Here is a 23,557-nt window from a genome sequence, read left to right on the forward strand (position 1 = left end):
TCTCGTTTTTTGAAAGTCAGTATGATTGATATGATTTTTGTCATTTTTTATGTTCACGACAATTTCTTTTTTGAAACGGATCATTTTATTTAACATTAGAATACTTAAGGAAGTTTTCTCATTATATTTAAAGGTGTAAGCAAACTTTAAAAAGAGAGAGAAAAAATAGACATTCATCTTTTTGGCCAGTCAACGATCTCAGATGTTTTTTCCTAAAAAACAAAACCGCCAAGCGATCAGCCGGCGGTTTTGTTTACATACGTTTTTTATTTTCTGATGAAACGTTCGATTCGTTAATCCATCATTTTCGTCAACTTATTAGACAATGTCAGTAAGACTAATCCTAGTAGAATAGCAATTCCTCCGATAAGACTAAATACTTCCAAGTACCCTAGAGAGTCTGTATAAGTGGCGAGTTTTCCAGCTAAAATGTTAGCAAATCCGCTGGCAGAGAGCCAAACACCCATCAATAAGGAAGCCAGTTTGACCGGAGCGATTCGGCTCACGACTGAGAGACCAACTGGTGATAGGAACAGTTCGCCAACCGTATGGAATAAGTAAGTAAACACAATAAATAACAAATTGGCTTTATGTTGAATATTATTCGGATCGCTGCCCGTTTTCATCACGGCTAAGACAAGCACAAAAAATCCCAATCCAAGCAGCATCATGCCGACCGCCATTTTCGTCGGGATCTTCCAATCGCCGCGTTTGGATTTGTTTAACTTCATCCAAAAGGCAGAAACAACTGGAGCTAAAAGGACGATAAACAGAGGATTTACAGATTGAAACCAAGATACAGGAATCGTCCATCTGAATATTTCCCGATCAATAAATTTTTGAGTGTACAGTGTCATAGAACTTCCGGCTTGTTCAAATCCTGCCCAGAAGAAAACGACAAACGCAGCAAGGATAAAGATCACCGCTGTTCTTTCTTTATCTTTCTTCGTAAGCGGTTGAGATTGTTTGATTCCTTTATTGCTCTTTTTCGGCTTACCAGTCGGTTTTTTACCGATATCGCCTAAAAATCGATTGCCAAGCGCATTGAAGATAATTTGTCCAATGATCATCCCAATGGCCGATACAAGGAATCCATACTTATAACCGTATTGGATAAAACCATTCATCGTTTTAGCAAACAAATCTTCTGACACATAACCAACAATGAGCGGGGAGAAGAAGGCCCCAACATTAATACCCATATAAAAAATGGTAAACGCAGCATCACGGCGGGGATCGTTTTCAGAGTAGAGGTCACCGACAATAGTAGAAATATTCGGTTTGAAGAAGCCATTTCCTATAATTAGAAGGGCTAAACCTGTATAAAGAAAGGTGTGGTTTTGATGGGCAAATAAGGCCAAATTCCCAAGCGCCATTGTCAGTCCACCAATTGTAACGGCCAGCCTTCGACCTAGAAAACGGTCTGATAAATATCCACCGAGCAACGGCATAAAATAGACGGCCCCAGTAAAGAAACCATAGATGAGCATGGCCGATTGTTCTTTCATCCCTAAACCGCCGGCTGCAACAGATGCAGTTAAATATAAAACAAGGATGGCTCTCATTCCATAATAGCTGAAGCGTTCCCACATTTCCGTCATGAATAGCAAATACAATCCAGGGGGATGTTTCGACTTTTTCTTTGGCTCAGGAATGTTATAATCTTGTTGTTGTACTATGGTTCCCATAGACGTCCTCCTATAAATATTTAAATTGTCTAAACTATGTGCAATATATTAATTTAATAATATTTAATAATCAATATATGTAGAAAAAGAAATAATTTTATAAATCAATAAAAAAATAGGAAAATTAAGATAAAAATTGGAAGAATTGCGTAAAATCAATGTTTTCAATAATTTTACATGGACAGATATGGAAAAAGAAAATAAAAGTAAAACTATTTTTATTATTCTTTTTATTTTCTGATAGAAAAGAAACAGAGGTTTGTTGTTTATATTTTCTTAACGGGTATAGTTTGTGAAGGCAATAGATCCCCTTCCCGAAAATGGAGAGGGGATCGTGGGAAATCCTATGTCATGCGATTTTTTCAAGAAAGGACTTAATGGGATGTAAATGCCAGCTGACAGAAAAATAATACGGCAAACAAGTACATCAAAGGATGTACGGCGCGCCATTTTCCTTGAATGACTTTTAACAAAGGATAAGAGATAAATCCGAAAGCAATTCCCGTTGAAATACTGGATGTAAGGGGCATGCTTAAAATAATGAAAAAGGCCGGAAATGCTTCATCCAGTTCGTTCCAATTGATTTTAGATATATTTTTCATCATCAGGCTGCCTACAATGATTAAAGCCGGTGCAGTAATAGCGGAAATTTCGGAAACGGCGCTTACTAATGGGCCAAAAAATGCTGCAATCGCAAACAAAACGGCGGTAACAACTGATGTTAAACCCGTTCTTCCTCCAGCTGCAACGCCTGTCGATGATTCGATATAAGCGCTTGAAGGGCTGGTACCGAACACGGCCCCAACAGTCGTTGCGATGGAATCAGACAATAATGCTTGTCTAGCGCGCGGCAAGGTATGTCCCTTCATTAATCCCGCTTGATGTGCGACTCCTATAATGGTTCCCGTTGTATCAAAAATGGTCACAAGCAGAAATGAAAACACAACGGAATACAAGCTGTAATGGATCACATCACCAAAGGCAGCGATCGGATTACTGATGGCAAGCTTTTCGGAAAACGATGGCATGGAAACGATTCCTTCATGAAAATTTAGCTGACCGGTAAAATAAGCAACGATTCCGGTGAGAATCATTCCGATAAACAAAGCGCCACGCACATTCAACACCATTAACATAATGGTGACGGCCAAACCGAAAAGAGCCAAGAGCGATGAAGGGCTGTGAAGATCGCCTAAGCCTACTAAATTTTCTTTATTATCCGCAATGATTCCCGTCATCCGTAAACCCAGAAAAGCGATAAATAGTCCGATGCCTGCTGTTATTCCATGTTTCAAGTTATCAGGAATCATTTCAATCAATTTTTCACGGAATGAGGTTAATGATAAAATGACAAATAAAATTCCAGAAACAAATACTGCCGAAAAAGCGGTCATGTAAGTAATATCATGATGAGAGCCAACGACAGAATACGCAAAATAAGCATTTAACCCCATTCCAGGAGCGACTGCAATAGGATAATTGGCCATGAGCCCCATCCATAAAGTACCGACAATGACGGCAATAATGGTAGCAATAAAAACTTGATTAAAAGGCACGCCGGCATTATGAAGAATGACAGGATTCACGACCACGATATAGACCATCGTTAAAAATGTCGTAAGTCCTGAGATTACTTCTGTTTTAACGTCTGTGCCGTTTTCTTTTAGTTGAAACATCGTTGTGAAATCCTCCAATTAGTATACTTTCATCCATCTGTTCGTAGTCCTTCCAATGATCAGGATTAAATACGAACAATTTAAACACACAAATATTATAATATTCGTTTTTATTGGGTAAAGCAATAGGAAAACCTTGAAAAATTTTTTATCGATATAGTTTTTTGCTTTTGTTGCGATCCAAACTCTATTATTTGAAAAAACTTTTAAACGGAAAACGATTGAGATTTCCTATTGAAAAAAGTGTACGGACATTGGATATCATAAAAAATAAAAGAGGTGTTTGAATATGCCGGGAGATAAAGCCGAAAAGGTGCTTGTCATGATCATGATGATCATAGCGTTTCTTTTGTTGATTACCATTTTGCGAAGATACGTGTTTTCTTAACTGTTTGGGAGGAATACTTAAGAAAGGCAGGTTTGAAAACGAATTCATACATTTTAGGAAGATTCTTTGAAAGGCAAAAACCTCTCCCTTTCTTCGGCGTTCGCCTAAAAAAGAGAGAGGTTTTTAAGGTTATGTTAAAAAAACGAATTTAAAATAAAGAAAATGATGGCGGCAAGGGCAGCTGAAACGGGCAATGTAATCACCCAAGTAATGACCATTCTTTGGGCTGTATCCCATTTTACTCCGCGAATTCTATGAGCAGACCCCACTCCCAAAATAGAAGAGGAGATAACATGTGTGGTGCTGACGGGCAAGTGTATATAAGTTGCCCCGAAAATAATCAGCGCAGAACTTAGATCAGCAGCTACACCGTTGACCGGCCTGATTTTCATGATTTTTCCGCCGACGGTTTTGATAATCTTCCAACCGCCAATAGATGTTCCAAGCCCCATTGCGGTAGCACAGCTGACCTGTACCCAAAGGGGAATATCGGTTGAATGGTGGTAATGGTTCGCGATTAGAGCCATCGTAATGATCCCCATCGCTTTTTGGGCATCATTGGTACCGTGTGTATAGGCTTGTAGAGCTGCAGTTACTACTTGAATGAGACGAAATCGTTTATTCGTTTTCGCTAAATTATTTTCTTTGAAAATGACTTTAAAAATACTGTAAATGATATAACCAACGATAAACGCAATGATTGGCGAGAAAATTAAGGCTTCAAGAATTTTTAAAAACCCCGAATATTTTATGGCTGAAAAACCCGATGCCGCAATGGCTGCACCTGCAATGGCACCAATTATAGCATGAGAGGAGCTGCTAGGGATTCCAAAATACCAAGTAATCAAATTCCATAAAATAGCAGCGAATAAAGCTGAAATAATGACAACAGATCCGTTATTCAATGTAAAGGGGTCAACAATATCTTTTGTGATTGTTTGGGCGACACCGGTAAATGTCATGGCTCCCAAAAAGTTCATGATGGCCGCTAAAAAAATAGCTTGACGTGGCTTCAGCGCTTTTGTAGAGACTGAGGTTGCAATGGCATTTGCCGTATCATGAAAACCATTGATAAAATCGAATAATAATGAAGCAATGACAATCAAGATTGTTGTAACTAATATATAGTCCATTTAATTGAAACGCTCCTTATGCATTTTTCATTATGATTTGTTCAAGAGTATTGGCAACGTTTTGGCAATGGTCAGCAATATTTTCAAACCCTTGGTAAATATCTTTTAATTTAATCAGTTTAATGGGGTCTTTTTCAACATCGAATAAGTTTTTGGTGGATTTTCGCCAAATACCGTCGCAAAATGTTTCATATTCTTTGATTTTAATGGCGTGTTGGCGGATTTCCGGCAAAGTTTTAGTAGAAAGGAGGCCGACCGCTTTATCGATTTCAACTGCACAATTGCGAAGAGCGTCTATAAATTTCATCATATATTCATCAAAATGAGTAATGGAATACATTTCAAAAAGGCCGGCAGTTTCTTCGTAGCCGTCAAGAACGTCATCCATAGTCATCGCAAGAGCTAAAATATCTTCTCTCTCAATTGGAGTGATGAATACGTGGTTTAATTCGGTAATCACTTGATGAACAAATGTATCACCTTTCGTTTCAAATCTTTTCATCTCTTCCGAAAAAGCTTTCAAATCTTGTTCATTATTCAATTTATAGTCTGCAAAATAATTGGCACTTTCCAGCAAATTGCTTGAAATATTGGCCAAAAGTACATTAAACTTGTCTTTTTTACCTTTAAACATTGTTGGGAACCTCCTATAGATTAAAAAAGTACTGAACATGCATTATTTTAGCTTAAAAAGGAGAAAGAGAAAAGTTAATGTCGAAACTTGTTCGAAAATATTTTTAAGGTGCCTGACCCCTTTTCTACTTTAAAGTACCAAGGGGGTCAGGCACCTGTGTTAAAATAAAGTAAAAAATGAAAGTGGGGGTTCTATATGGTAAGCAGTTTACAGGATCATGTGACATTACATAATGGAGTAAAAATGCCTTATGTTGGTCTTGGCGTATATAAGATGACTGACAAAGACGAAACGATAAACGCTGTCAAAGCAGCGCTTGATTATGGATATCGAATGATCGATACGGCAGCTTTTTATCAAAATGAGGATGCTGTTGGAAAAGCGGTGAAAGAATCCGGTCTATCTCGGGAAGAAATATTTATTACTTCAAAAGTATGGAACAGCGACCAAGGATATGATTCAACGTTAAAGGCATTTGAGCGTTCTTTAAAAGAATTAGATATGGATTATTTGGATCTTTACTTAATCCATTGGCCGGTAAAAGAAAAATATTTAGAAACATGGAGAGCAATGGAACGTTTATATAATGAAGGAGTTGTAAAGGCAATCGGTGTCAGCAATTTCCAAATCCATCATCTTGAAGATTTAATGGCGAACAGCCAAGAAAAACCGGTGGTCAACCAAGTGGAGCTCCACCCACATTTGAGCCAGGAACCTTTGCGTACATTCTGCCGTGATCATGAAATCGCAGTGGAAGCTTGGTCTCCGTTAGCTAGAGCACGGATACTTGATCAAGAACCGATCCTTAAAGAAATAGCGAAAAATCATGGGAAAACGGAAGCTCAAGTGATTCTGCGCTGGCATCTGCAAAACGAAGTGGTGATTATTCCAAAATCAGTGCATCCGAAACGAATTAAAGAAAACGCTGAGTTATTTGATTTTCAACTTTCCCAAGAGGAAATGGCGCAGATTAACAGCTTGAATAAAAATCATCGCTACGGGGCTGATCCTGACAATTTTGATTTTTAAAGTGAAAAAGAGAGTCGGAAATCGACTCTCTTTATTCGATGATTGGAAAACCGTCAAACACGTTATCCAACGGAGATGCATGACATTGAATGGCTTCGTCTGTAAAAGGATGAATAAATTCCATTTTTTCCGAGTGCAAAGCAGGCCGATGGAAGACCGGTTTACCGCCGTAGAGAATATCGCCGGCAAGCGGATGTCCAATGGAACTGAAATGAACTCTGATTTGATGAGTTCTGCCTGTTTCAAGCCGGCATCGGATCAAGGTTAATTTTTGTTTTCGATCGACTTCCAAAACTTCATAATGAGTAATCGCTGACTGGCCGGATGGGGAAATCCTTCTTCGTGTTGGGTGATGGCGATCCTTTCCGATCGGCTTGTTGATCGTCCCCTTCGTTTGAAAAAGAATTCCGTGAACGATGGCCACATATGTCCGCTTGATTTCTTTTTTTTCGAGCAAATAAGATAAAGTCGAATAGCTGAGAGGATGTTTTGCAAATAAAATAGCTCCGGTTGTATCTTTGTCCAATCGGTGCACATGTCGTACAAACCCTATATCTCCGTTCACGCACAAGTGCCCTGCCACCATATGTAACAACGTATCAGCATCTTCAGGTGAATTGGGATGAGTGGTGATCCCGGCTGGTTTATTCACAATGATGAGATGATCATCCTCCATTAGAACTTCAATGGGCTGAAAGGAAGGGGGAACGGGCAAGGGGCTTTGATTAAATAAAGGCAGCTGAATGCGGTCTTTTTCTTGTAGTACCACGGACAGTGATACAGGTTTTCCATTTAAAGAAATGGATTGGTTCATACGCCATTCATGAAGCAATTTTTTGGGTATTTTCCATTTTTGCTGTAAAAATTCAGCAATTGTAAGACCGGAGAAGCTTTTAGGGATGGTGATTTCTCCAATTTCCCCTTTTCTGATTGTTTTCATTCTATGGGATCGTCCTTTCTGGTGTGAATTACCGCCCTTAATGATTCAATAATCCCTAGGATAAAACCTAGGGATCGTGAATTTTATTTTTTGATTGTTTGTTCTAAAAAGCTCCGTAATTTTTCTTTTGGTTGTTCTCCGACAAGACGAGATTTTTCTTTTCCTTTTTCATAGTACACAATGGTTGGGGTATATTGAATGTGATAGTCATCCCATCCTTGATCAAATTCGAGCAAATTATATTGATAAACGTGTACGTTCATGTCTTTTGCTAAAGGCATTAAAATCGGCGTCGTTTTTTTGCAATGAGGGCATGTTGGACTGTAAAAGTAAACGACCAAACTTTCTTTTTGATCCAGTTTCTTTTTCAGTTCATCAGGCAAAATCAAATTTTGATAATTCGGGTCATGCAATTGGTCAATGGTTTCAGGATGGAGATCGGTCTTGCCATATGGATTGTTTTTGGCTTCTTCATTTTGCTGATATTTGGTGATAAAAAAGATGGCCGCAAATAACACGATCACAATAGTCAGAAATATGATTACCTTTTTCAATGTACTTCCTCCTTCCATTTTTTATATACAATGACGCTTGAAACAAAAATAATGATAAAGGCTACAAGCGCCAAAAAAGGAATGGTGATAAACCCAAACCAATTTATGTATTCCGCCGTGCAGGGGATTCGCCCGCAAGCAGGTGCATGATCGGAGAAAAATGATATTTTTTGTAAAGAATAATGGTATAAAGAAATGGACCCGCCAATGGCAGATAAGACAGAAGAATAGATTGCCATACGATAATCTTTTCTTACAACGGCCATCCCTAAAAATACAGTGAGCGGATACATACAAATTCTTTGATACCAGCAAAGTTCGCATGGTTCATAACCCCTGATTTCAGAAAAGTATAAACTTCCCATCATCGCGATGACAGAAGCTCCCCAAGCGAGAAATAATAGATTTTCTTTCAAATTTTTCATAATATCCTCCTCAGATAAGCTCTTCTCAAAATTATAGTATTGATTGAAGAAAAAGAAAACGTACAAAACATAAAATAATCAAAAGTAACCGCATGTTCACTTTTTTATAACAGGAAATAGTTGAAAAGTATTGGATTGCTTGCGCTGTAGTTTTCTTTCAAAAGATTTTCTTGTTCATACCAAAGGACTGTAAAACGGGAGCAATAGGTTCTTAAAAATAATGAGGAAAAGCAAGGACCAATTTCCAAACCTGCAATATTTTTGTTGCCAATTTGGAAAAGATAGAGCTGTGAAGGAAATGGAAACGGCCGACAACTCAAGAATATAATCCTATATGGCTGAATGAGCAAAATAAAAATATATGTAAGAAAATGGATGACAGAAAGGCTTACCTTTAAGAGGCAAGCCTTTGGTTTGGTGGAATTCTCAGGACTAAAAAAATGCTTCTTCAAAGGGATGTGTGACGCTATACGTGTTGTTCGCATGCTCAATATAGTGAAGCAATGCATATAAACGACGCTCTATCACAAAATAATCATGGGAAAAGTAATTCGCATGCAAGAAATGTTCAATTTTTTTAGCTAAAAAATGGTCTTTTGTGCGCACCATTAAAATTAGCAAATTATCCCATTCTGACCGGTGGATATAGAATAAAGCACGATCGTAATCGACTTTGTCCAAGCGGCTTTCCCTCCTTGTATAGGAGTTGTTATTAGTGTATGTGATTTTCGTCAACATCCACAAAGCAAATGTTGGTCGGTCTGTAAAACAAATTGGATATGCAATCGGCTTTTGTTGACTAGATGCTTTTTTATGGCGACGATCAAAAGAAGTGACATTGCTGCTGTCTCATTTACATGAGCTGTTCAAATTGATTCGCTTCACCTTTTGCGCCCTTCACATTTTGTTTTTTGGAAAAGGCGTGAAGGCAGCGATTCAAGATGAAATTGGAATGGACGTAAATGGCTGGCTTCGCCACTTTCTTATTCTATTTTCATCAAACCTCCTTTGTTCTCATAAATTGTTATAAGAACAAAGGGGGGAAAGCGAATGCTGGAAAATGAACAAAAACAGTTGGAATACGCCATCGAGGAAATTACGGAAATCGCCAGCGGTTTTGGACTGGACTTTTACCCGATGAGGTACGAGATCTGCCCTGCTGAAATTATTTATACATTTGGTGCATATGGGATGCCGACTAGATTTTCTCATTGGAGTTTTGGAAAGCAATTTTTTAAAATGAAGCTTCATTATGATTTAGGTTTAAGCAAAATTTATGAGCTTGTCATCAATTCCAATCCTTGTTACGCGTTTTTGCTTGATACCAATTCTCTTATCCAAAATAAATTAATCGTTGCCCATGTATTGGCACACTGCGATTTTTTCAAAAACAATGTTCGTTTTCAAAACACCAATCGAGATATGGTCGAAAGTATGGCGGCGACCGCAGAGAGGATCCGTCATTATGAAATTCAGTACGGAAAAAAGGAAGTGGAGAGATTTATTGATGCCGTTTTGGCGATAGAAGAACATATTGATCCGTCTCTCATGAGACCTCAACTGGCGTGGAGTATAGAAGATTTAGAGGAGTGGGAGGAGGAAGAAGATTCAAAACCGGCCTCTCCATACGATGACTTATGGTCGCTGGATGAGAAAAAGCCGGTAAGGAAAGATGGCGGAAAAAAGAAGAAAAAATTTCCTCCTCAACCTGAAAAGGATTTAGTGTTGTTTATTGAACAGTACAGCCGGGAATTAACAGAATGGCAGCGAGATATTATGACGATGATCAGAGAAGAAATGCTATATTTTTGGCCGCAGCTGGAAACGAAGATTATGAACGAAGGTTGGGCTTCGTATTGGCATCAACGAATTATCCGGGAATTAGATTTAACTTCAGATGAAGCCATTGAATTTGCCAAATTAAATGCCAGTGTCGTTCAGCCATCTCGAACAAGCATTAATCCGTATTACCTCGGTTTGAAGATTTTTGAAGACATTGAAGAACGTTGGAACCATCCTAGTGATGAAATGAAAAAACACGGGGTTGTTCCTGGTTCCGGCCGGGATAAGATATTTGAAGTTCGAGAAATTGAATCGGATATTTCATTTTTGCGCAATTACTTAACAAAGGATTTGGTGATGCGCGAAGACATGTTTCTTTTCCAAAAACAAGGCCATGATTACAAGATTGTGGATAAAGAGTGGAAAAATGTTCGCGATCAGCTGGTGAATATGCGGGTAAATGGCGGATTTCCCTATATAACCGTCAACGATGGCGACTATTTAAAAAATGGGGAATTGTATTTAAAGCACTGGTATGAAGGGATTGAACTTGACTTGAATTATTTAGAAAAAGTGCTTCCTTATATTTATCAATTATGGGGCCGCCCCGTTCACATGGAAACAGTCGTCGAAGAACGGGCCATGCTGTTTACCTACAACGGCCGAAGCATTCAAAGAAAATATTTATAGGGGCCTGACCCCCTTGATGCTTTAAAGTATAAAAGAGGTTAACAAGATAGATTAAAAATAAAGAATTTGTGCAACTTAAATGGTATGACGTGTGTTGATTGGCGTTATACCTTTTTTACTGTGAAATTCTAAAAAGGATAAAATAAATTTTTGAAGATAAGGTGAAAAATATCGTAAGATGGAATTGAATTCAATATTTTTTAAAAATGTATAAAAGTGGGATTGAGAAAAGATGGAGAATGCAGGCAATCCAATAATCACAGAGGTTGAATTGAAAAACGTCCATAAAACTTTTATGAATCATAATGAGGCGATCCATGTATTAAAGGGAATAAGCGGGAAAGTTCCAAAAGGATCTATTTTAACGATTATAGGACCTTCAGGATCAGGAAAAAGCACGATTTTATCATTATGCAATTTGCTTATCACTCCTGATGAAGGGGAGGTTCATATTCAGGGGAAAGAAGTTCGGAAGTGGGAAGTCCAAGAACTTAGGCGTCAAGTTGGTATTGACTTTCAAAGTGCACCTATGCTGACAGGGACTGCATTAGAAAACCTTACACTGCCTGCTCGTTTGCAAGGTCGAACTTTGAACAATCCTGAAAAATATATGGAATACGTTGGATTATCGAAAGATCTTTTAACAAGGGAAGCAAAAGAGCTTTCAGGCGGACAGCGGCAAAGATTGTCATTAGCTAGAACATTGGTCAACAATCCTTCCGTTTTATTGCTTGATGAAGTCACTTCCGCACTTGATTCCATCTCTGGACATGAGATTGAAGAACTCATTTTAAGACTGAATCGTGAACAGCAAACGACGATTCTTTGGGTCACTCACGATTTAGCACAAGCGGAACGTGTCGGCGATCAAACTTGGCTCATTATGGATGGAAGACTAATTGAAGCTGCCCCGACCAAACAATTTTTTGCTGAACCTAAAGAAGCCAAAACCAAACAATTTTTAGACATGAAGAGGGAAAATAAATGAATTTGCTTACCGTTTTGTTAAGTTTTAGCTTCGTGATTATCTCGCTTTTTCTATCAACCGCTTTTAAATTAGGGCTTGGCCGTGACTTGGTGATCACCAGTATCCGGGCTACTATACAATTGTTTTTGATTGGATATATTTTAAAAGCTGTGTTCGGTTTTCATAATCCACTTGTCATCATCGTGATGCTTCTGCTCATGATTATAGTAGCGGCAAAAAATGCAGCGAAACGTGGACAAGGTTTACCTTATATTTTTTGGAAAATTTTCGTAACGATTTCTATCGTTGAAATCATTACACAAGCGTTCTTGCTTGGATTACATATCGTGCCGGCAACTCCGCCGTATATTATTTCGATCAGCGGCATGATTATCGGAAACTCCATGGTCATCGCGAATCTTTTCTTAAATCGTCTAAAAGGTGAGCTGGAGATGCGAAAAGAAGAAGTCTTGCTTGTGCTGTCGCTTGGAGGCAGTATAAAACAATCCATCTATCCCATTTTAAAACAGTCTATTCGTTCAAGCCTCATTCCAACTGTCGAAAGCCAAAGAACCATTGGACTTGTTCAACTGCCCGGCATGATGACGGGGCAAATCGTAGCTGGAGCCGACCCTGTCCAAGCGGTCCGCTTTCAACTATTAATTGTATTTATGATCATGTCCGCCGCCACTCTCACTTCTATTATTTTAGGATTCCTCACCTATCCAGGCCTATTTAACAAACATCAACAATTAAAAGGGGCCTGACCCCTTTTTCGCTTTAAAGCTACAAAGGGGTCAGGCACCATTTTTTTCTTGCTTTCGAGTTTGAAAAGTCATTATAATGGAAATGTACGAAATATTCGAATTAAATAGAGGTGGTTATGATAGCAAGAAAGCCGCGTGTGTGGTATCCTGGGGCCATTTATCATGTAACGGCTCGTGGAAACCGGAAAGAAGCTATTTTTCGAGATATAGTTGATTATCGAACCTACTTAAAATATCTCCGCATTGTCCGCAATCGTTACCCCTTCATTCTTCATTCCTATTGTTTAATGAAAAACCACGTTCATCTTCAATTAGAAACGATTCATGATCCCCTTCACTTCATCATGAGAGACTTTCATTCAGAGTATGCCATGTATTTTAATCGTCGTTACGATCTTGTTGGCCATGTATTTCAAGGACGCTATAAAGCCCAACTCATTGAAAATGATCATTATTTCCTTAAAGTAAGCCAATATATTCATCTTAATCCAGTCAGAGCAAATTTAGTAGAAAAGCCGGAAGATTACATTTGGAGTAGTTACCATTCATATATTACAGGGAAAGATAATCCCAATGTCGACAAACAAAAAACGTTGTACTATTTCACAAAAGATCGCTCACGAATCACCTATCAGCAGTATGTGGAAGAGCATATGAAAGAAAATCCATTCTCCAATATTCAAAATCTTTAAAGTATTAAAATATTAAAGGGGTCTGACCCCATTAGAAAGGATGTTTATATGCTCAGGAATCGTTGGCAGATTTTAATTTTGGCTACTTGGATACAAATGACGGCCGCAATGATTACTCAAGGTATGGGTCCGTTATCCACTTATTGGGGAAAAATGGATCTTTTAACTCCAACGCAAACAGCCATTTTAGTGTCGGCTATCAATGTCGGTCCTTTGTTTTCGATGATGTTTTTAGGAAAAGCCATTGATCTATACGGAGAACGGTGGATTTTAGGGATTAGCAGTTTGTTGCTTGGACTCACGATGGGGGCGACGTTGCTTTCTCATCATTATATCTACTTAATCATGATTTTAATGATCGTGGGGGCGTGGTATGGCGCTTCGCAACCGGGGGGAAGCAAGGCCATCGTCCACTGGTTTCCGGTAAAAGAAAGGGGACTGGCACTGGGAATCAGACAAACAGGCATTCCATTAGGCGGAGCCATTGCGGCTGCCAGCATTCCATGGCTGTCCATTCATTTTGGAGTGTCAACGGCCATTTTAGTCCAATCGGGTCTAGCTATTGTCAGTGGATTTTTATTTCTATTACTCTATCAAGATGCGGAACCGGCAAAAAGTGAGAGTGAAAATCAAAAAGATCCTGAAGAAAAAGAAAATTGGAAATCGATTTGCTTTAATAAAACTCTTTACCCTGTTTTCTTTGTGGGAGTTTCACTTGTATCTCTCCAATTTATATTGGTTGCTCATTTTATGGGATTTTTAACAAACGAATTAAAAGTTTCCCTTACAAAAGCAGATTGTATTTAACTGTGGTGCAAATTTCCGGAATGTTAGGCAGAGTGGTATTGGCGTGGGTAGGTGACAATTGGTTAAAAGGAAATCGAGTTCGTCCTCTCATTCTTTCTATTGTCGTGGCCATAGCATCTATTTTCTCTTTTGTGGCTGGATGAAGGGGAGTCTAGCTGGCTCCTTGTCGGAATCAGTATTGTATTAGGTTTCTTTGGAATGGGCTGGTACAGTCTCTATATCGTTTATGTTTCCGAAAACGGACCGGAAGATCAAATCGCCTACACCGTGAGCATAGGTCTTACTTTAAACCAAATTGCCATTATAGCAGCTCCCGTTCTATTCGGATTGATCGTGGACTGGCAAAAAAGTTATACGATAGCGTGGATTTTCCTAATGGTGATCATCGCTTCAGGAGGGCTTATGTTATTACCAAGCAAATCCGGTTTAAAGAAAATAGATATATGAAACTAAGTTTATCGAAAATACATAAAGGGCAACACCGTAGGTATTCTTATACTCTGCCTAATCATTGAGCGGGATTGGGATTTTGACGGACAAAAAATAACCGATTCACTTTAGTTAAAAGAACACCGCCATAACATCTTTGATCTAAATAAATGAAATAGTCATTTATCTAAGCGAATCGTTGCGCTCTTAAGGTAATTTTTATGGACAAATCCGAAGTGAATTTAAAAAATTTCTCCTCTCAATTCCGCTCTAATGAAGCTGCTTTTTGCTTTGTTTCATAAAATCCGAGATTTTCGGAAATTTCAGCGGCTGCCTTCATTATTTTATCTACTAGAAAGCCAGTTTTCATTTTCTTTATTCGATCTAATGGCCCCACTACGCTGATACCCGCAATGACTTTTCCGGTATAATCTTTGACGGGTGCTCCAATACTCACAATTCCTTTACTTATTTCTTCTTTGGCGATTGAATACCCTTGTTTTTTGATTTGGTCCAGTTCTGCCCGAATTTGTGCTTCTGTTTTTTCACAATGGTATGGTCCGCTTTTCGCGATCACATGTTGGATATATTCTTCAGGTTGATAAGCCAATATCACTTTTCCCACTCCGGTTTTAAGAGCAGGATTTCGTTGACCGATACTGGACATAAGAGAAACAGGATGACGGCATTCGATTTTATGAAGATAGACGATATGTTGATCTTCCAATATGGCAAGGTGAGCCGTTTCTCCCAACTCATCAACGAGTGGTTTGAGCACGTGCAAAGACACTCTGTATATTTCATAATGAGTGGTGACCAGTCCGCTTAAACCGAGGATGGATAAACCAAGATGATATCTTTTCGTATGGGGATTTTGTTCTAGAAAGCCTTTGCTGCAAAGTTTGGTGACGAGCCGATGGACGGTGGTTTTATGGATGTCCAACTGGTGGGCGATTTCTGTAATTCCATATTCTTGTTTTGGACGTGAATATAATTTTAAAATTCTTATAGCATTTTTGACCGATCCTAAAAAATATTTTTCATTGGCACCATCCTTTTGCACTTTGGTCACTCCTTTTTCAAAAATGGAATCATATTCAGATTAGTGAAGGCAGATGGGATGAAGGGAGCTATAACGTTTCTAATTTGTGAGAAATTTGGTCCGCTGCTTGAATCACTGATTTTGTCAGCGAATGATAGTTGGTAGGATGAATTCGTTTGATCGATCCGACGATACTGACAGAAGCAGCCACTTGCTGATTGACCGTTATGGGAGCAGCGATGGAAGTGATTCCTTCATGGAGCTCTTCTTTACTAATCGCATATCCTTGCTGTTTGATCTGTTTTAATACGCGTAAAAATTCTTCCGGATGAGTGATCGTATATGGTGTATAAGGATGAAGACCGTGTTCTTTTATATAGTTTTCTATGAAATCTTTAGGCTTGTAAGCAAAAATGACTTTGCCTGCGCTTGTGCAATGAGGAGGGTTTTTACGGCCAATATGCGTCAGCATTTCAACGGGGTGTTTGCAATCTTCTTTGCAAAGGTAAAAAACTTCCCCTTTTTTTAAAATGGCAATATGGGCACTTTCTCCGGTTTTTTCGACTAATTGCCGTATAATAGGTCGGCCTACTTCCAATATCTTCAAACGGGAACTTACAAGATTTACTAATACCAATAAGTGAACTCCCAAGTGATAACGACTCGTTTCTCTATTTTTCATAACGAATCCTTCGCTTTCCAATGTAATAAGGAGTCGATGGGCAGTACTCTTGGCAATGCCCAGCTTGTTGGCGATTTCGGTTACTCCAAGCTCTGATACATCCATTGAAAATAAGTCCAATAATTTTAAAGCGTTATCTAAAGAATTGGACTTGTTCTTGGTTTTTGCCATTCGATTAGCTCCTTTCTAAATATGGGTAACGATGACGATCAAGGCTTAAGATAATTGAAAGCGCTATCATAACAGCTAGCAACTTGTTCGGTAGATGAACGAGAGGAGTGATATTATTTTATCGTATAATTTTTGAATATTAAATAAATTTAAAATTTTCATCTTTGTTTCGCATAGAAGAACAACCAAGTTGTTAGCGTTTCCGCTATTTTCTACCTTTATGTTAAAGCAACTGATTTTCAGCAAATAAACAGGGGGTATGAATGATGGCATCCGTATCAGCCGAAACAAAAACGATGGATTGTTTGCATTTTATCAATGGAAAGTATTGTTCTTCTGTGGATCATAAAACGTTTGAAAATATTAATCCAGCAACAGAGGAAGTGATCGGGACGGTGGCGGAAGGCGGAAAAAAAGAAATTGATCTTGCCGTCGCCGCTGCAAGAAAAGCATTAAATGGACCTTGGAAGGAAATATCCACACAAGAAAGATCGAAAATCATCCGCAGAATTGGCGATATTATTTTGGAAAGAATCGATGAACTAGCCATGTTGGAAACGTTGGATACCGGAAAACCGCTTTGGTTGGCCAAACAACTGGATATTCCGAGAGCCGCTTATAATTTCCATTTCTTCGCCGACTATATGATTTCAGTGGGTACGGAAGCCTATGAACAAGACAATATAGCGATCAATTATGCCGTTCGCCGTCCGGTAGGAGTTGTTGGATTGATTAATCCTTGGAATCTGCCGTTGTTATTGTTGACTTGGAAATTAGCTCCTTGTTTGGCTGCCGGAAATACGGCTGTTATGAAACCGGCAGAATGGACGCCGATGACAGCGACTTTATTGGGGGAAATTTGTAAAGAAGCAGGCGTTCCGGATGGAGTCGTGAATATAGTGCATGGTTTTGGTCCCGATTCAGCAGGCGCAGCTCTTTCCGAACATCCGGATGTAGATGCCATCAGTTTTACCGGTGAAACGTCAACGGGAACCGTCATTATGCAATCAGCTGCCAAATCGTTGAAAAAATTGTCCTATGAACTAGGCGGGAAAAACCCCAATATTATTTTTGCGGACTCGGATTTGGATGAAGTCATTGAAACTACCATCAAATCCAGTTTTATCAATCAAGGTGAAGTTTGTTTGTCTGGCTCTCGCATTTATGTCGAACGTCCGGTTTTGGATGCATTTATGGAGAAGTTTGTTCAAAAAACAAAAGAACTTACGGTCGGTGATCCTTTAGATCCTAACAGCAAAGTGGGAGCGTTGATTTCGAAAGAACATTATGAAAGAGTATCGAGCTATCTTAAAATTGCCCGAGAAGAAGGCGGAAACATTGTGATAGGCGGAAAACGTCCGGCGGGATTGGACAAAGGTTATTATTTAGAGCCAACTATTATCGCTGGATTGGATCGGAATTCCCGCTGTGTCAAAGAGGAAATTTTCGGTCCGGTTGTCACCGTTCTCCCCTTTGACAAAGAAGAGGAAGCGATTGAACAGGCGAATGATACCCACTATGGATTAAGCGCAACGATTTGGACGAATGATCTGCGCCGTGCCCACCGGGTGGCCAGGCAAATAGAAGCAGGAATCATCTGGGTCAACACCTGGTTTTTGCGCGATTTACGCACACCTTTTGGAGGCATGAAAAGAAGCGGAATCGGCAGGGAAGGCGGAATGCACAGCTTTGAGTTTTACACTGAATTATCCAATATTTGTATAAAATTATAAGGGTGATAAAATGGCACAAAATCAGATTCAACTGCTGTCACAGCAATTGTTGGATGCAGAGAAAACAAGGAAAGGGATCGAGCCGTTCACCAAGACATATCCACAACTGACGGAAGAAGAAGCTTATCAGATTCAGCTGCTGAACATACAAAAAAAGCTCAATGCCGGCGAGAAGATTGTTGGGAAAAAAATTGGGTTGACGTCTCTTGCTATGCAAACGTTATTGGGGGTCAACGAACCTGATTATGGGCATTTGCTGGATGGAATGATTTTAGAAAACCATGGGATACTTTCATGGCAAAAAGTTTGCCAGCCGAAAGTCGAGGCAGAAATTGCTTTTGTGCTAAAGAAAGACTTAACTGGACCAAATGTGACGGAAGTAGACGTTTTGCTGGCCACTGATTATATAGTGCCGGCATTAGAAATTGTCGATAGTCGAATTCGCGATTGGGATATTCAATTAGTAGATACAGTAGCAGACAACGCTTCCTCCGGGTTTTTTGTGCTTGGTGGGAGCCCGACTTCCATAGCAGATCTTGATTTAACAATCATTGGGATGGCTCTGTATAAAAATGGCGAATTGATAAATACAGGTGCAGGTGCAGCTGCCATGGGCCATCCGGCAAAATGCGTTGCCTGGCTTGCCAACAAATTGCATGATTATGGCATTTCATTAAAAGAAGGCGAAGTGATTTTATCGGGAGCTTTGTCCGCAGCGGTAGCGGCTGAGCCTGGAGATTATTTTCACGCCAAACTGTCCCACATAGGCGAGATTAGTATGAAATTTGGCGATTAAAAACAAAGGGGGCTTTCAAGTGAACAAAGTGAAGGTTGGAATTATTGGCTCCGGTAATATTGGCACTGACTTAATGTATAAGATCGAAAAAAGCGAAGTTCTCGAAATGTCCACTATGATTGGAATCGATCCGGATTCAGAGGGATTGAAACGAGCCAAAACACGCGGTTACACCGTTTTTAGCAATGGAATTGAAGGGTTTTTGCAGCATCCAGAATTGGCGGATATTCTTTTTGATGCTACAACGGCTAAAGCTCACGATTACCATAATCAAGTTTTAGGGAAGCTTGGAAAACAGGTGATTGATCTAACCCCTGCTGCTATAGGTCCGTTTGCTGTTCCTGCCGTGAATTTAACTGAGCATTTAGATCAGCCGAATGTCAATATGATTACATGCGGAGGACAGGCAACCATTCCTATTGTCCATGCCATTTGCCGCGTTGTTTCTGTAGAATACGCAGAAATTGTCGCGACGATCGCCAGCAAAAGTGCGGGTCCGGGAACACGAGCCAATATTGATGAGTTTACGAGAACCACGGCAAGAGGAATCGAAGTGATTGGTGGAGCGAAAAAAGGCAAGGCGATTATTATCTTAAATCCGGCAGAACCGCCGATCATGATGCGCGATGCCATTCATGCATTGGTAGAGGAAGAAGGAAAAGAAAAAGAAATCACTGAATCGATTAAAAAAATGGTAACCAAAGTTCAAGAGTATGTCCCGGGTTATAGACTGAGAACCGAACCGATATTTAAAGGCAAACGAGTATCTGTATTTATAGAGGTGGAAGGAGCGGGAGACTTCTTTCCTCCGTATTCAGGGAATTTGGATATAATGACGGCATCTGCCCGGAAAGTAGCGGAAGAATTTGCCGGAAAAAAACTGTCGCAGTTGCAGAAACAGTGAAGGAGGATTGAAAATGGCACATTTAACGGTTGTAGATGTGACGTTAAGGGACGGAAGCCACTCTATGAAACATGCTTTTACCGAAAAACAAGTGCGGTCGACAGCTCGTGCACTGGATGAAGCGGGAGTCCCATATTTTGAAGTATCCCATGGGGATGGTCTTGGCGGATCTTCTTTGCAATACGGATTTTCAAAAGTGAACGAAATGAAATTAATTGCAGCAGCAAAAGAAGAATGTCAGCAATCGAAAATTTCTGTTTTGCTTTTGCCGGGAATTGGCATTAAAGAAGATTTAAAAGAAGCGGTCCAAGCAGGAGCAGATATGGTTCGTGTGGCGACACATGTGACAGAAGCCGATGTTGCCAAGCAACATATTGAATTAGGGAGGAATCTTGGTTTAAAAACAGTTGGTTTTTTGATGATGGCTCATTCGGCGCCTACTTCCAAACTGGTGGAACAGGCGAAATTGTTTGAAAGCTATGGAGCTGAAGTCGTTTATGTAACAGATTCGGCGGGGGCATTGCTGCCTCACGGGGTAAAAGAGAAAATTGCCGCGTTGCGAAGCGAACTGGGAGTGGACATTGGTTTTCACGGACATAATAATTTGTCGCTAGCGATGGCGAATACATTAGCCGCTATAGAAGAAGGAGCAACATATATTGACGGCAGTCTGAGGGCGCTCGGAGCGGGAAGCGGAAACACACAAACGGAAGTGATGGTCGCAGTGCTGAATCGATTGGGTCATCGAACCGGCATTGATCTGTATAAGATTATGGACGCAGCGAATATTGTGGCAGACTATATGCCTCGTCCTCAAGAAATTACCGGAGCCAGTTTAATTTTAGGTTATGCCGGGGTATACTCCAGCTTTTTATTGCATGCTAAGGAAGCGGCAGAGCGTTTTCAAGTAGACGAAAGAGACATTTTGGTGGAGCTGGGCAAAAGAAAAGTGGTTGGGGGACAAGAAGATATGATTCTACAAGTGGCTTCGGAACTAGCATCAAAAGTGAAAACATTCATCTAGGGGGAAAGGAATTTGGATAGGAAAAAATACCGGGAATTGGCGGAATTTTTAATCAATGCTGAAAAAGAAAAAAGAGAAGTCGTCCGGCTGACTTCTGAAATTCCAGACTTGACGCCTGAGCAAGCGTATCGAATTCAGGAAGAGCTGGTCAATTTGAAATTAGCAAACGGACATCGGATAATCGGGCCCAAAATGGGGCTAACGAGCTTTGCTAAAATGCAGCAAATGAAAGTCAATGAGCCGATTTATGGCTATGTTTTGGATGATATGTTGATTGAAAGCGGAGAAACCGTCTTTTTTTCCGAATTCATCCATCCAAAAGTGGAAATCGAAATCGCCTTTTTCCTTGGAGAGGATATAAAAGGCCCTGGCGTCACAAGTGCTCAAGTGATGTCGGCAACGGCTTATGTCGCACCGGCTCTTGAAATTATAGACAGCAGATATAAAAATTTTCAATTTACACTTCCTGATGTCATTGCCGATAATGCATCCGCTTCCCGTGTGGTCATTGGAAATAAGTTGACGCCTTTATCTTCTTTGACTACGGACTTGGAGCTGATCGGTGCTGTATTGTACATCAATGGGGAATTAAAAGCGAATGGTGCGGGTGCCGCGATATTGAATCATCCGGCCAATTCCATCGCAGCTCTTGCCAATATGCTGGCCCGTTCCGGCAAAAAGCTTCAAGCAGGAGATATCATTTTGGCAGGAGCGATCACAGAGGCGATTATGCTTGCAAACGGAGATGTTGTCCATGGAAAGTTGGATCAATTAGGGGACGTTTCCTTCGCAGTCCGCGACTAATTTTGAGGAGGATTTTCAAATGCCATTTATTCAGATTCATTTACTTGAAGGCAGATCAGAAGAGAAAATCAAAGACGTGATTAAAAATGTCACAGACTGTGTCGCTGATACTTTAGATGCGCCGCTGGAAAGTATACGTGTCGTTGTGACGGAGATCCCTCCCACACATTGGGGCACCGCAGGCAAAACAAAAGCGGAAAGCAAATAAAGAACCGCAAGAGAAAGTATTCTTTTGTTCCATATCATAAAGACCCTATTGTCTTATTCAGATAAAAATGGATCGTTTTCTTTTTTAAAAGGGGACTTTACAGTTTCTTAAGCAGCTGATTTGTAGTGAATATCAATTTCATGATGATAACCATCTTCTGCCTGTATTTATTAAAAAGCGGTTGCATGTAATTAAAAGATCATGTTTTAACCAATATACGAATCAATAAAAAGACCGAATCGGGAATCTTGCTGAGAAAAAGCAATAATGGAAAACGACGATGAGAAGACGAGGTAACAATGAATGGATTTCTAGAAAAAGTTGACAAAGCGGAAAAATGTCAGTTTCTAACTATGTTTTTCCGCTTTTTTCATGTATTCTGAAGTTTTTTCAAAAATGGAATTTGAAAAAAGTGTCTTCACGGCTTCCATGAATTCTATTGGATCGTTGAATTTAACCAGTTTTTGCTGTCCTGTTTTGGAAAAGCGGACTCTCATCTGTTTATCCGTGACGGAAAGAGTTTGATCGCTAAAACATTGGGCGATTAATGGAGAACTATTAAACGGGGATTTTTCATGAAACGTAATTTGTTCTTTGATATCCGTCAATTTTTCCCAAGGGAGCTCCTTCAACGAAAATGCATATTTGATGATCCAGTGTTCTTCCGATTTCATTTCGAGCACATGTGTACCCTTTGGAGTTTGTAAACGGCGAGCTCGAAAACTTCCTGCTGCCGAGGATACAGCCATCCCGTCAATCTGAATGGGGGATAGAGCAAGTTGATTGCCAAATCCGGCATCTACCAACCATAAAGAATCTCCGAGATCGAGAAGAATTAAAACATGAGTGCCATCAAGGGCCCAATGGTTTCCGTTCGAAATGGTGCCGGAAACTAATTTTACATTGTATCCTTCTTCCTTCAGTTGCAAATAAAGATATGGGTTTAGCTCATAGCACAACCCGCCCCGATATTGGGAAAATTTTTGAAAAAGAAAAGTCTCTGTGATTGGCATCGTATTTTGAGTGACGACATCAAGATTTTCGAAAGGATATTGGCTGGCGAACTGTCTCAGTGTACAGCTTATTTTCTCAACAGTGCTGTTGTTTTCAGCCTCCGGTTTTGCTGTTGCCATGTGGATCACCCCTGAACTTATTGTAGTCTTTTCAGTTTTAAACCTGCAACCATTTCACTGTTTCGTTGTTCAGACATTATTTGAAGACATGTCATCATGGTCAAAGTAGTGCAAAGATGTAGGTGGTATTGTATAATAAAAATAAATGAAAATTAATAAAAATTGTGTCACATAACAACTTCATTAGGTTCCCTCTTTAAGGGGATCATGAGGCAAAGGGGAGTCATACATGAACCTGGGATTTGGTGAGATTGCTCTTATAGTTATTGTTGCGTTGTTGATTTTTGGACCTGCTAAACTCCCTCAATTAGGAAAAGCCGCCGGACAAACCCTTCATGAATTTAAAAAAGGCATGAAAGGTATTTTGGATGATGAGGAGGAAGGGAAAGAAAAAGAAAATGCAGTCGTGAAAGATGAAAATTCCCGATAAATCGGGATTTTTTTCTGGATGGAAAGGAT

24 protein-coding genes and 1 pseudogene are annotated in these 23,557 nt (G+C 39.7%); 14 read left to right on the forward strand and 11 right to left on the reverse strand.

Going from position 1 to position 23,557, the window contains the following annotated elements:
• Nucleotides 1–293 precede the first annotated feature (293 nt).
• The 4 genes from NST12_RS03915 to NST12_RS03930 all read right to left on the reverse strand — a co-directional run bounded on the left by NST12_RS03915 (nt 294) and on the right by NST12_RS03930 (nt 5,519).
• Nucleotides 294–1,688, reverse strand: a complete 1,395-nt coding sequence (locus NST12_RS03915) for a peptide MFS transporter (protein WP_328204042.1) — start codon at nt 1,686–1,688, stop codon at nt 294–296.
• Nucleotides 1,689–2,062: 374 nt separating this feature from the next.
• On the reverse strand, nt 2,063–3,364 hold the full coding sequence (locus tag NST12_RS03920) for an NCS2 family permease (protein WP_341100323.1): 1,302 nt from the start codon (nt 3,362–3,364) through the stop codon (nt 2,063–2,065).
• Nucleotides 3,365–3,886: 522 nt separating this feature from the next.
• The gene (locus tag NST12_RS03925) at nt 3,887–4,885 is read right to left on the reverse strand and encodes an inorganic phosphate transporter (RefSeq protein ID WP_341100326.1); all 999 of its coding nucleotides are present in this window, start codon (nt 4,883–4,885) and stop codon (nt 3,887–3,889) included.
• A 16-nt stretch (nt 4,886–4,901) separates the two neighbouring features.
• Nucleotides 4,902–5,519: a DUF47 domain-containing protein gene (locus tag NST12_RS03930; RefSeq protein ID WP_003353229.1), complete on the reverse strand. Its 618-nt coding sequence runs from the start codon at nt 5,517–5,519 to the stop codon at nt 4,902–4,904.
• A gap of 195 nt (nt 5,520–5,714) precedes the next feature.
• Here NST12_RS03930 and NST12_RS03935 point away from each other — a divergent pair, with 195 nt between their 5' ends.
• Nucleotides 5,715–6,548 carry an aldo/keto reductase gene (locus NST12_RS03935; protein ID WP_048622789.1) on the forward strand — a complete coding sequence of 278 codons (834 nt, stop codon included), beginning with the start codon at nt 5,715–5,717 and terminating at the stop codon, nt 6,546–6,548.
• Between the two features lie 31 nt (nt 6,549–6,579).
• On the opposite strand, the gene NST12_RS03940 is transcribed toward NST12_RS03935, so the two are convergent.
• The 4 genes from NST12_RS03940 to NST12_RS03955 form a co-directional block, all read right to left on the reverse strand.
• The gene (locus NST12_RS03940) at nt 6,580–7,488 is read right to left on the reverse strand and encodes an RluA family pseudouridine synthase (RefSeq protein ID WP_048622790.1); all 909 of its coding nucleotides are present in this window, start codon (nt 7,486–7,488) and stop codon (nt 6,580–6,582) included.
• 83 nt (nt 7,489–7,571) lie between these two features.
• Nucleotides 7,572–8,042 carry a thioredoxin family protein gene (locus NST12_RS03945; protein ID WP_328203182.1) on the reverse strand — a complete coding sequence of 157 codons (471 nt, stop codon included), beginning with the start codon at nt 8,040–8,042 and terminating at the stop codon, nt 7,572–7,574.
• Nucleotides 8,039–8,467 carry a disulfide oxidoreductase gene (locus NST12_RS03950; protein WP_003353225.1) on the reverse strand — a complete coding sequence of 143 codons (429 nt, stop codon included), beginning with the start codon at nt 8,465–8,467 and terminating at the stop codon, nt 8,039–8,041. The genes NST12_RS03945 and NST12_RS03950 overlap by 4 nt, the downstream gene beginning before the upstream one ends.
• A gap of 432 nt (nt 8,468–8,899) precedes the next feature.
• On the reverse strand, nt 8,900–9,148 hold the full coding sequence (locus tag NST12_RS03955; protein ID WP_328203186.1) for a YhdB family protein: 249 nt from the start codon (nt 9,146–9,148) through the stop codon (nt 8,900–8,902).
• A gap of 369 nt (nt 9,149–9,517) precedes the next feature.
• On the opposite strand from NST12_RS03955, the gene NST12_RS03960 reads away from it, so the two are divergent.
• The 6 genes from NST12_RS03960 to NST12_RS03985 all read left to right on the forward strand — a co-directional run bounded on the left by NST12_RS03960 (nt 9,518) and on the right by NST12_RS03985 (nt 14,619).
• Entirely contained in the window at nt 9,518–10,939 is a 1,422-nt protein-coding gene (locus NST12_RS03960; protein WP_328203187.1) for a SpoVR family protein, read from the forward strand.
• Nucleotides 10,940–11,171: 232 nt separating this feature from the next.
• Complete coding sequence (locus NST12_RS03965; RefSeq protein WP_341028617.1) at nt 11,172–11,927, forward strand: ABC transporter ATP-binding protein; 756 nt, start codon at nt 11,172–11,174, stop codon at nt 11,925–11,927.
• A complete protein-coding gene (locus NST12_RS03970) occupies nt 11,924–12,673 on the forward strand; it encodes an ABC transporter permease (protein WP_328203191.1) in 750 nt (249 codons plus the stop codon). Before NST12_RS03965 ends, NST12_RS03970 begins: the two co-directional genes overlap by 4 nt.
• A 116-nt stretch (nt 12,674–12,789) precedes the next feature.
• The gene (locus NST12_RS03975) at nt 12,790–13,365 is read left to right on the forward strand and encodes a transposase (protein WP_244878040.1); all 576 of its coding nucleotides are present in this window, start codon (nt 12,790–12,792) and stop codon (nt 13,363–13,365) included.
• Between the two features lie 48 nt (nt 13,366–13,413).
• The gene (locus NST12_RS03980; protein ID WP_328203196.1) at nt 13,414–14,172 is read left to right on the forward strand and encodes an MFS transporter; all 759 of its coding nucleotides are present in this window, start codon (nt 13,414–13,416) and stop codon (nt 14,170–14,172) included.
• 198 nt (nt 14,173–14,370) lie between these two features.
• Nucleotides 14,371–14,619, forward strand: a complete 249-nt coding sequence (locus tag NST12_RS03985; RefSeq protein ID WP_328203198.1) for a hypothetical protein — start codon at nt 14,371–14,373, stop codon at nt 14,617–14,619.
• Nucleotides 14,620–14,860: 241 nt separating this feature from the next.
• On the opposite strand, the gene NST12_RS03990 is transcribed toward NST12_RS03985, so the two are convergent.
• Together NST12_RS03990 and NST12_RS03995 are read right to left on the reverse strand one after the other, a co-directional pair.
• Nucleotides 14,861–15,664, reverse strand: a complete 804-nt coding sequence (locus NST12_RS03990) for an IclR family transcriptional regulator (protein WP_327824910.1) — start codon at nt 15,662–15,664, stop codon at nt 14,861–14,863.
• Nucleotides 15,665–15,731: 67 nt separating this feature from the next.
• Entirely contained in the window at nt 15,732–16,496 is a 765-nt protein-coding gene (locus NST12_RS03995; protein WP_341100332.1) for an IclR family transcriptional regulator, read from the reverse strand.
• Between the two features lie 263 nt (nt 16,497–16,759).
• Here NST12_RS03995 and NST12_RS04000 point away from each other — a divergent pair, with 263 nt between their 5' ends.
• From NST12_RS04000 to NST12_RS04025, 6 genes and pseudogenes are all read left to right on the forward strand, one after another.
• Nucleotides 16,760–18,229 carry an aldehyde dehydrogenase gene (locus tag NST12_RS04000; protein WP_341028627.1) on the forward strand — a complete coding sequence of 490 codons (1,470 nt, stop codon included), beginning with the start codon at nt 16,760–16,762 and terminating at the stop codon, nt 18,227–18,229.
• 10 nt (nt 18,230–18,239) lie between these two features.
• A complete protein-coding gene (locus NST12_RS04005) occupies nt 18,240–19,025 on the forward strand; it encodes a 2-keto-4-pentenoate hydratase (RefSeq protein WP_341100334.1) in 786 nt (261 codons plus the stop codon).
• 19 nt (nt 19,026–19,044) lie between these two features.
• Nucleotides 19,045–19,929: an acetaldehyde dehydrogenase (acetylating) gene (locus tag NST12_RS04010; protein ID WP_048622802.1), complete on the forward strand. Its 885-nt coding sequence runs from the start codon at nt 19,045–19,047 to the stop codon at nt 19,927–19,929.
• A 13-nt stretch (nt 19,930–19,942) separates the two neighbouring features.
• Entirely contained in the window at nt 19,943–20,953 is a 1,011-nt protein-coding gene (gene dmpG, locus NST12_RS04015; protein ID WP_341028630.1) for a 4-hydroxy-2-oxovalerate aldolase, read from the forward strand.
• 12 nt (nt 20,954–20,965) lie between these two features.
• A complete protein-coding gene (locus NST12_RS04020) occupies nt 20,966–21,757 on the forward strand; it encodes a 2-keto-4-pentenoate hydratase (RefSeq protein WP_328203216.1) in 792 nt (263 codons plus the stop codon).
• A gap of 10 nt (nt 21,758–21,767) precedes the next feature.
• A pseudogene (locus NST12_RS04025) lies at nt 21,768–21,965 on the forward strand (4-oxalocrotonate tautomerase); the annotation flags it as partial.
• A gap of 347 nt (nt 21,966–22,312) precedes the next feature.
• On the opposite strand, the gene NST12_RS04030 reads toward NST12_RS04025, so the two are convergent.
• The gene (locus tag NST12_RS04030; RefSeq protein WP_328203218.1) at nt 22,313–23,098 is read right to left on the reverse strand and encodes an arylamine N-acetyltransferase family protein; all 786 of its coding nucleotides are present in this window, start codon (nt 23,096–23,098) and stop codon (nt 22,313–22,315) included.
• A 229-nt stretch (nt 23,099–23,327) separates the two neighbouring features.
• Between NST12_RS04030 and NST12_RS04035 the strand changes: the two genes are divergently transcribed.
• Nucleotides 23,328–23,528: a twin-arginine translocase TatA/TatE family subunit gene (locus tag NST12_RS04035; protein ID WP_048622807.1), complete on the forward strand. Its 201-nt coding sequence runs from the start codon at nt 23,328–23,330 to the stop codon at nt 23,526–23,528.
• Nucleotides 23,529–23,557 lie beyond the last annotated feature (29 nt).

Source organism: Bacillus sp. FSL W8-1127, assembly GCF_038006725.1.
In the GTDB taxonomy this organism is placed as follows: domain Bacteria; phylum Bacillota; class Bacilli; order Bacillales; family DSM-4216; genus Bacillus_O; species Bacillus_O smithii.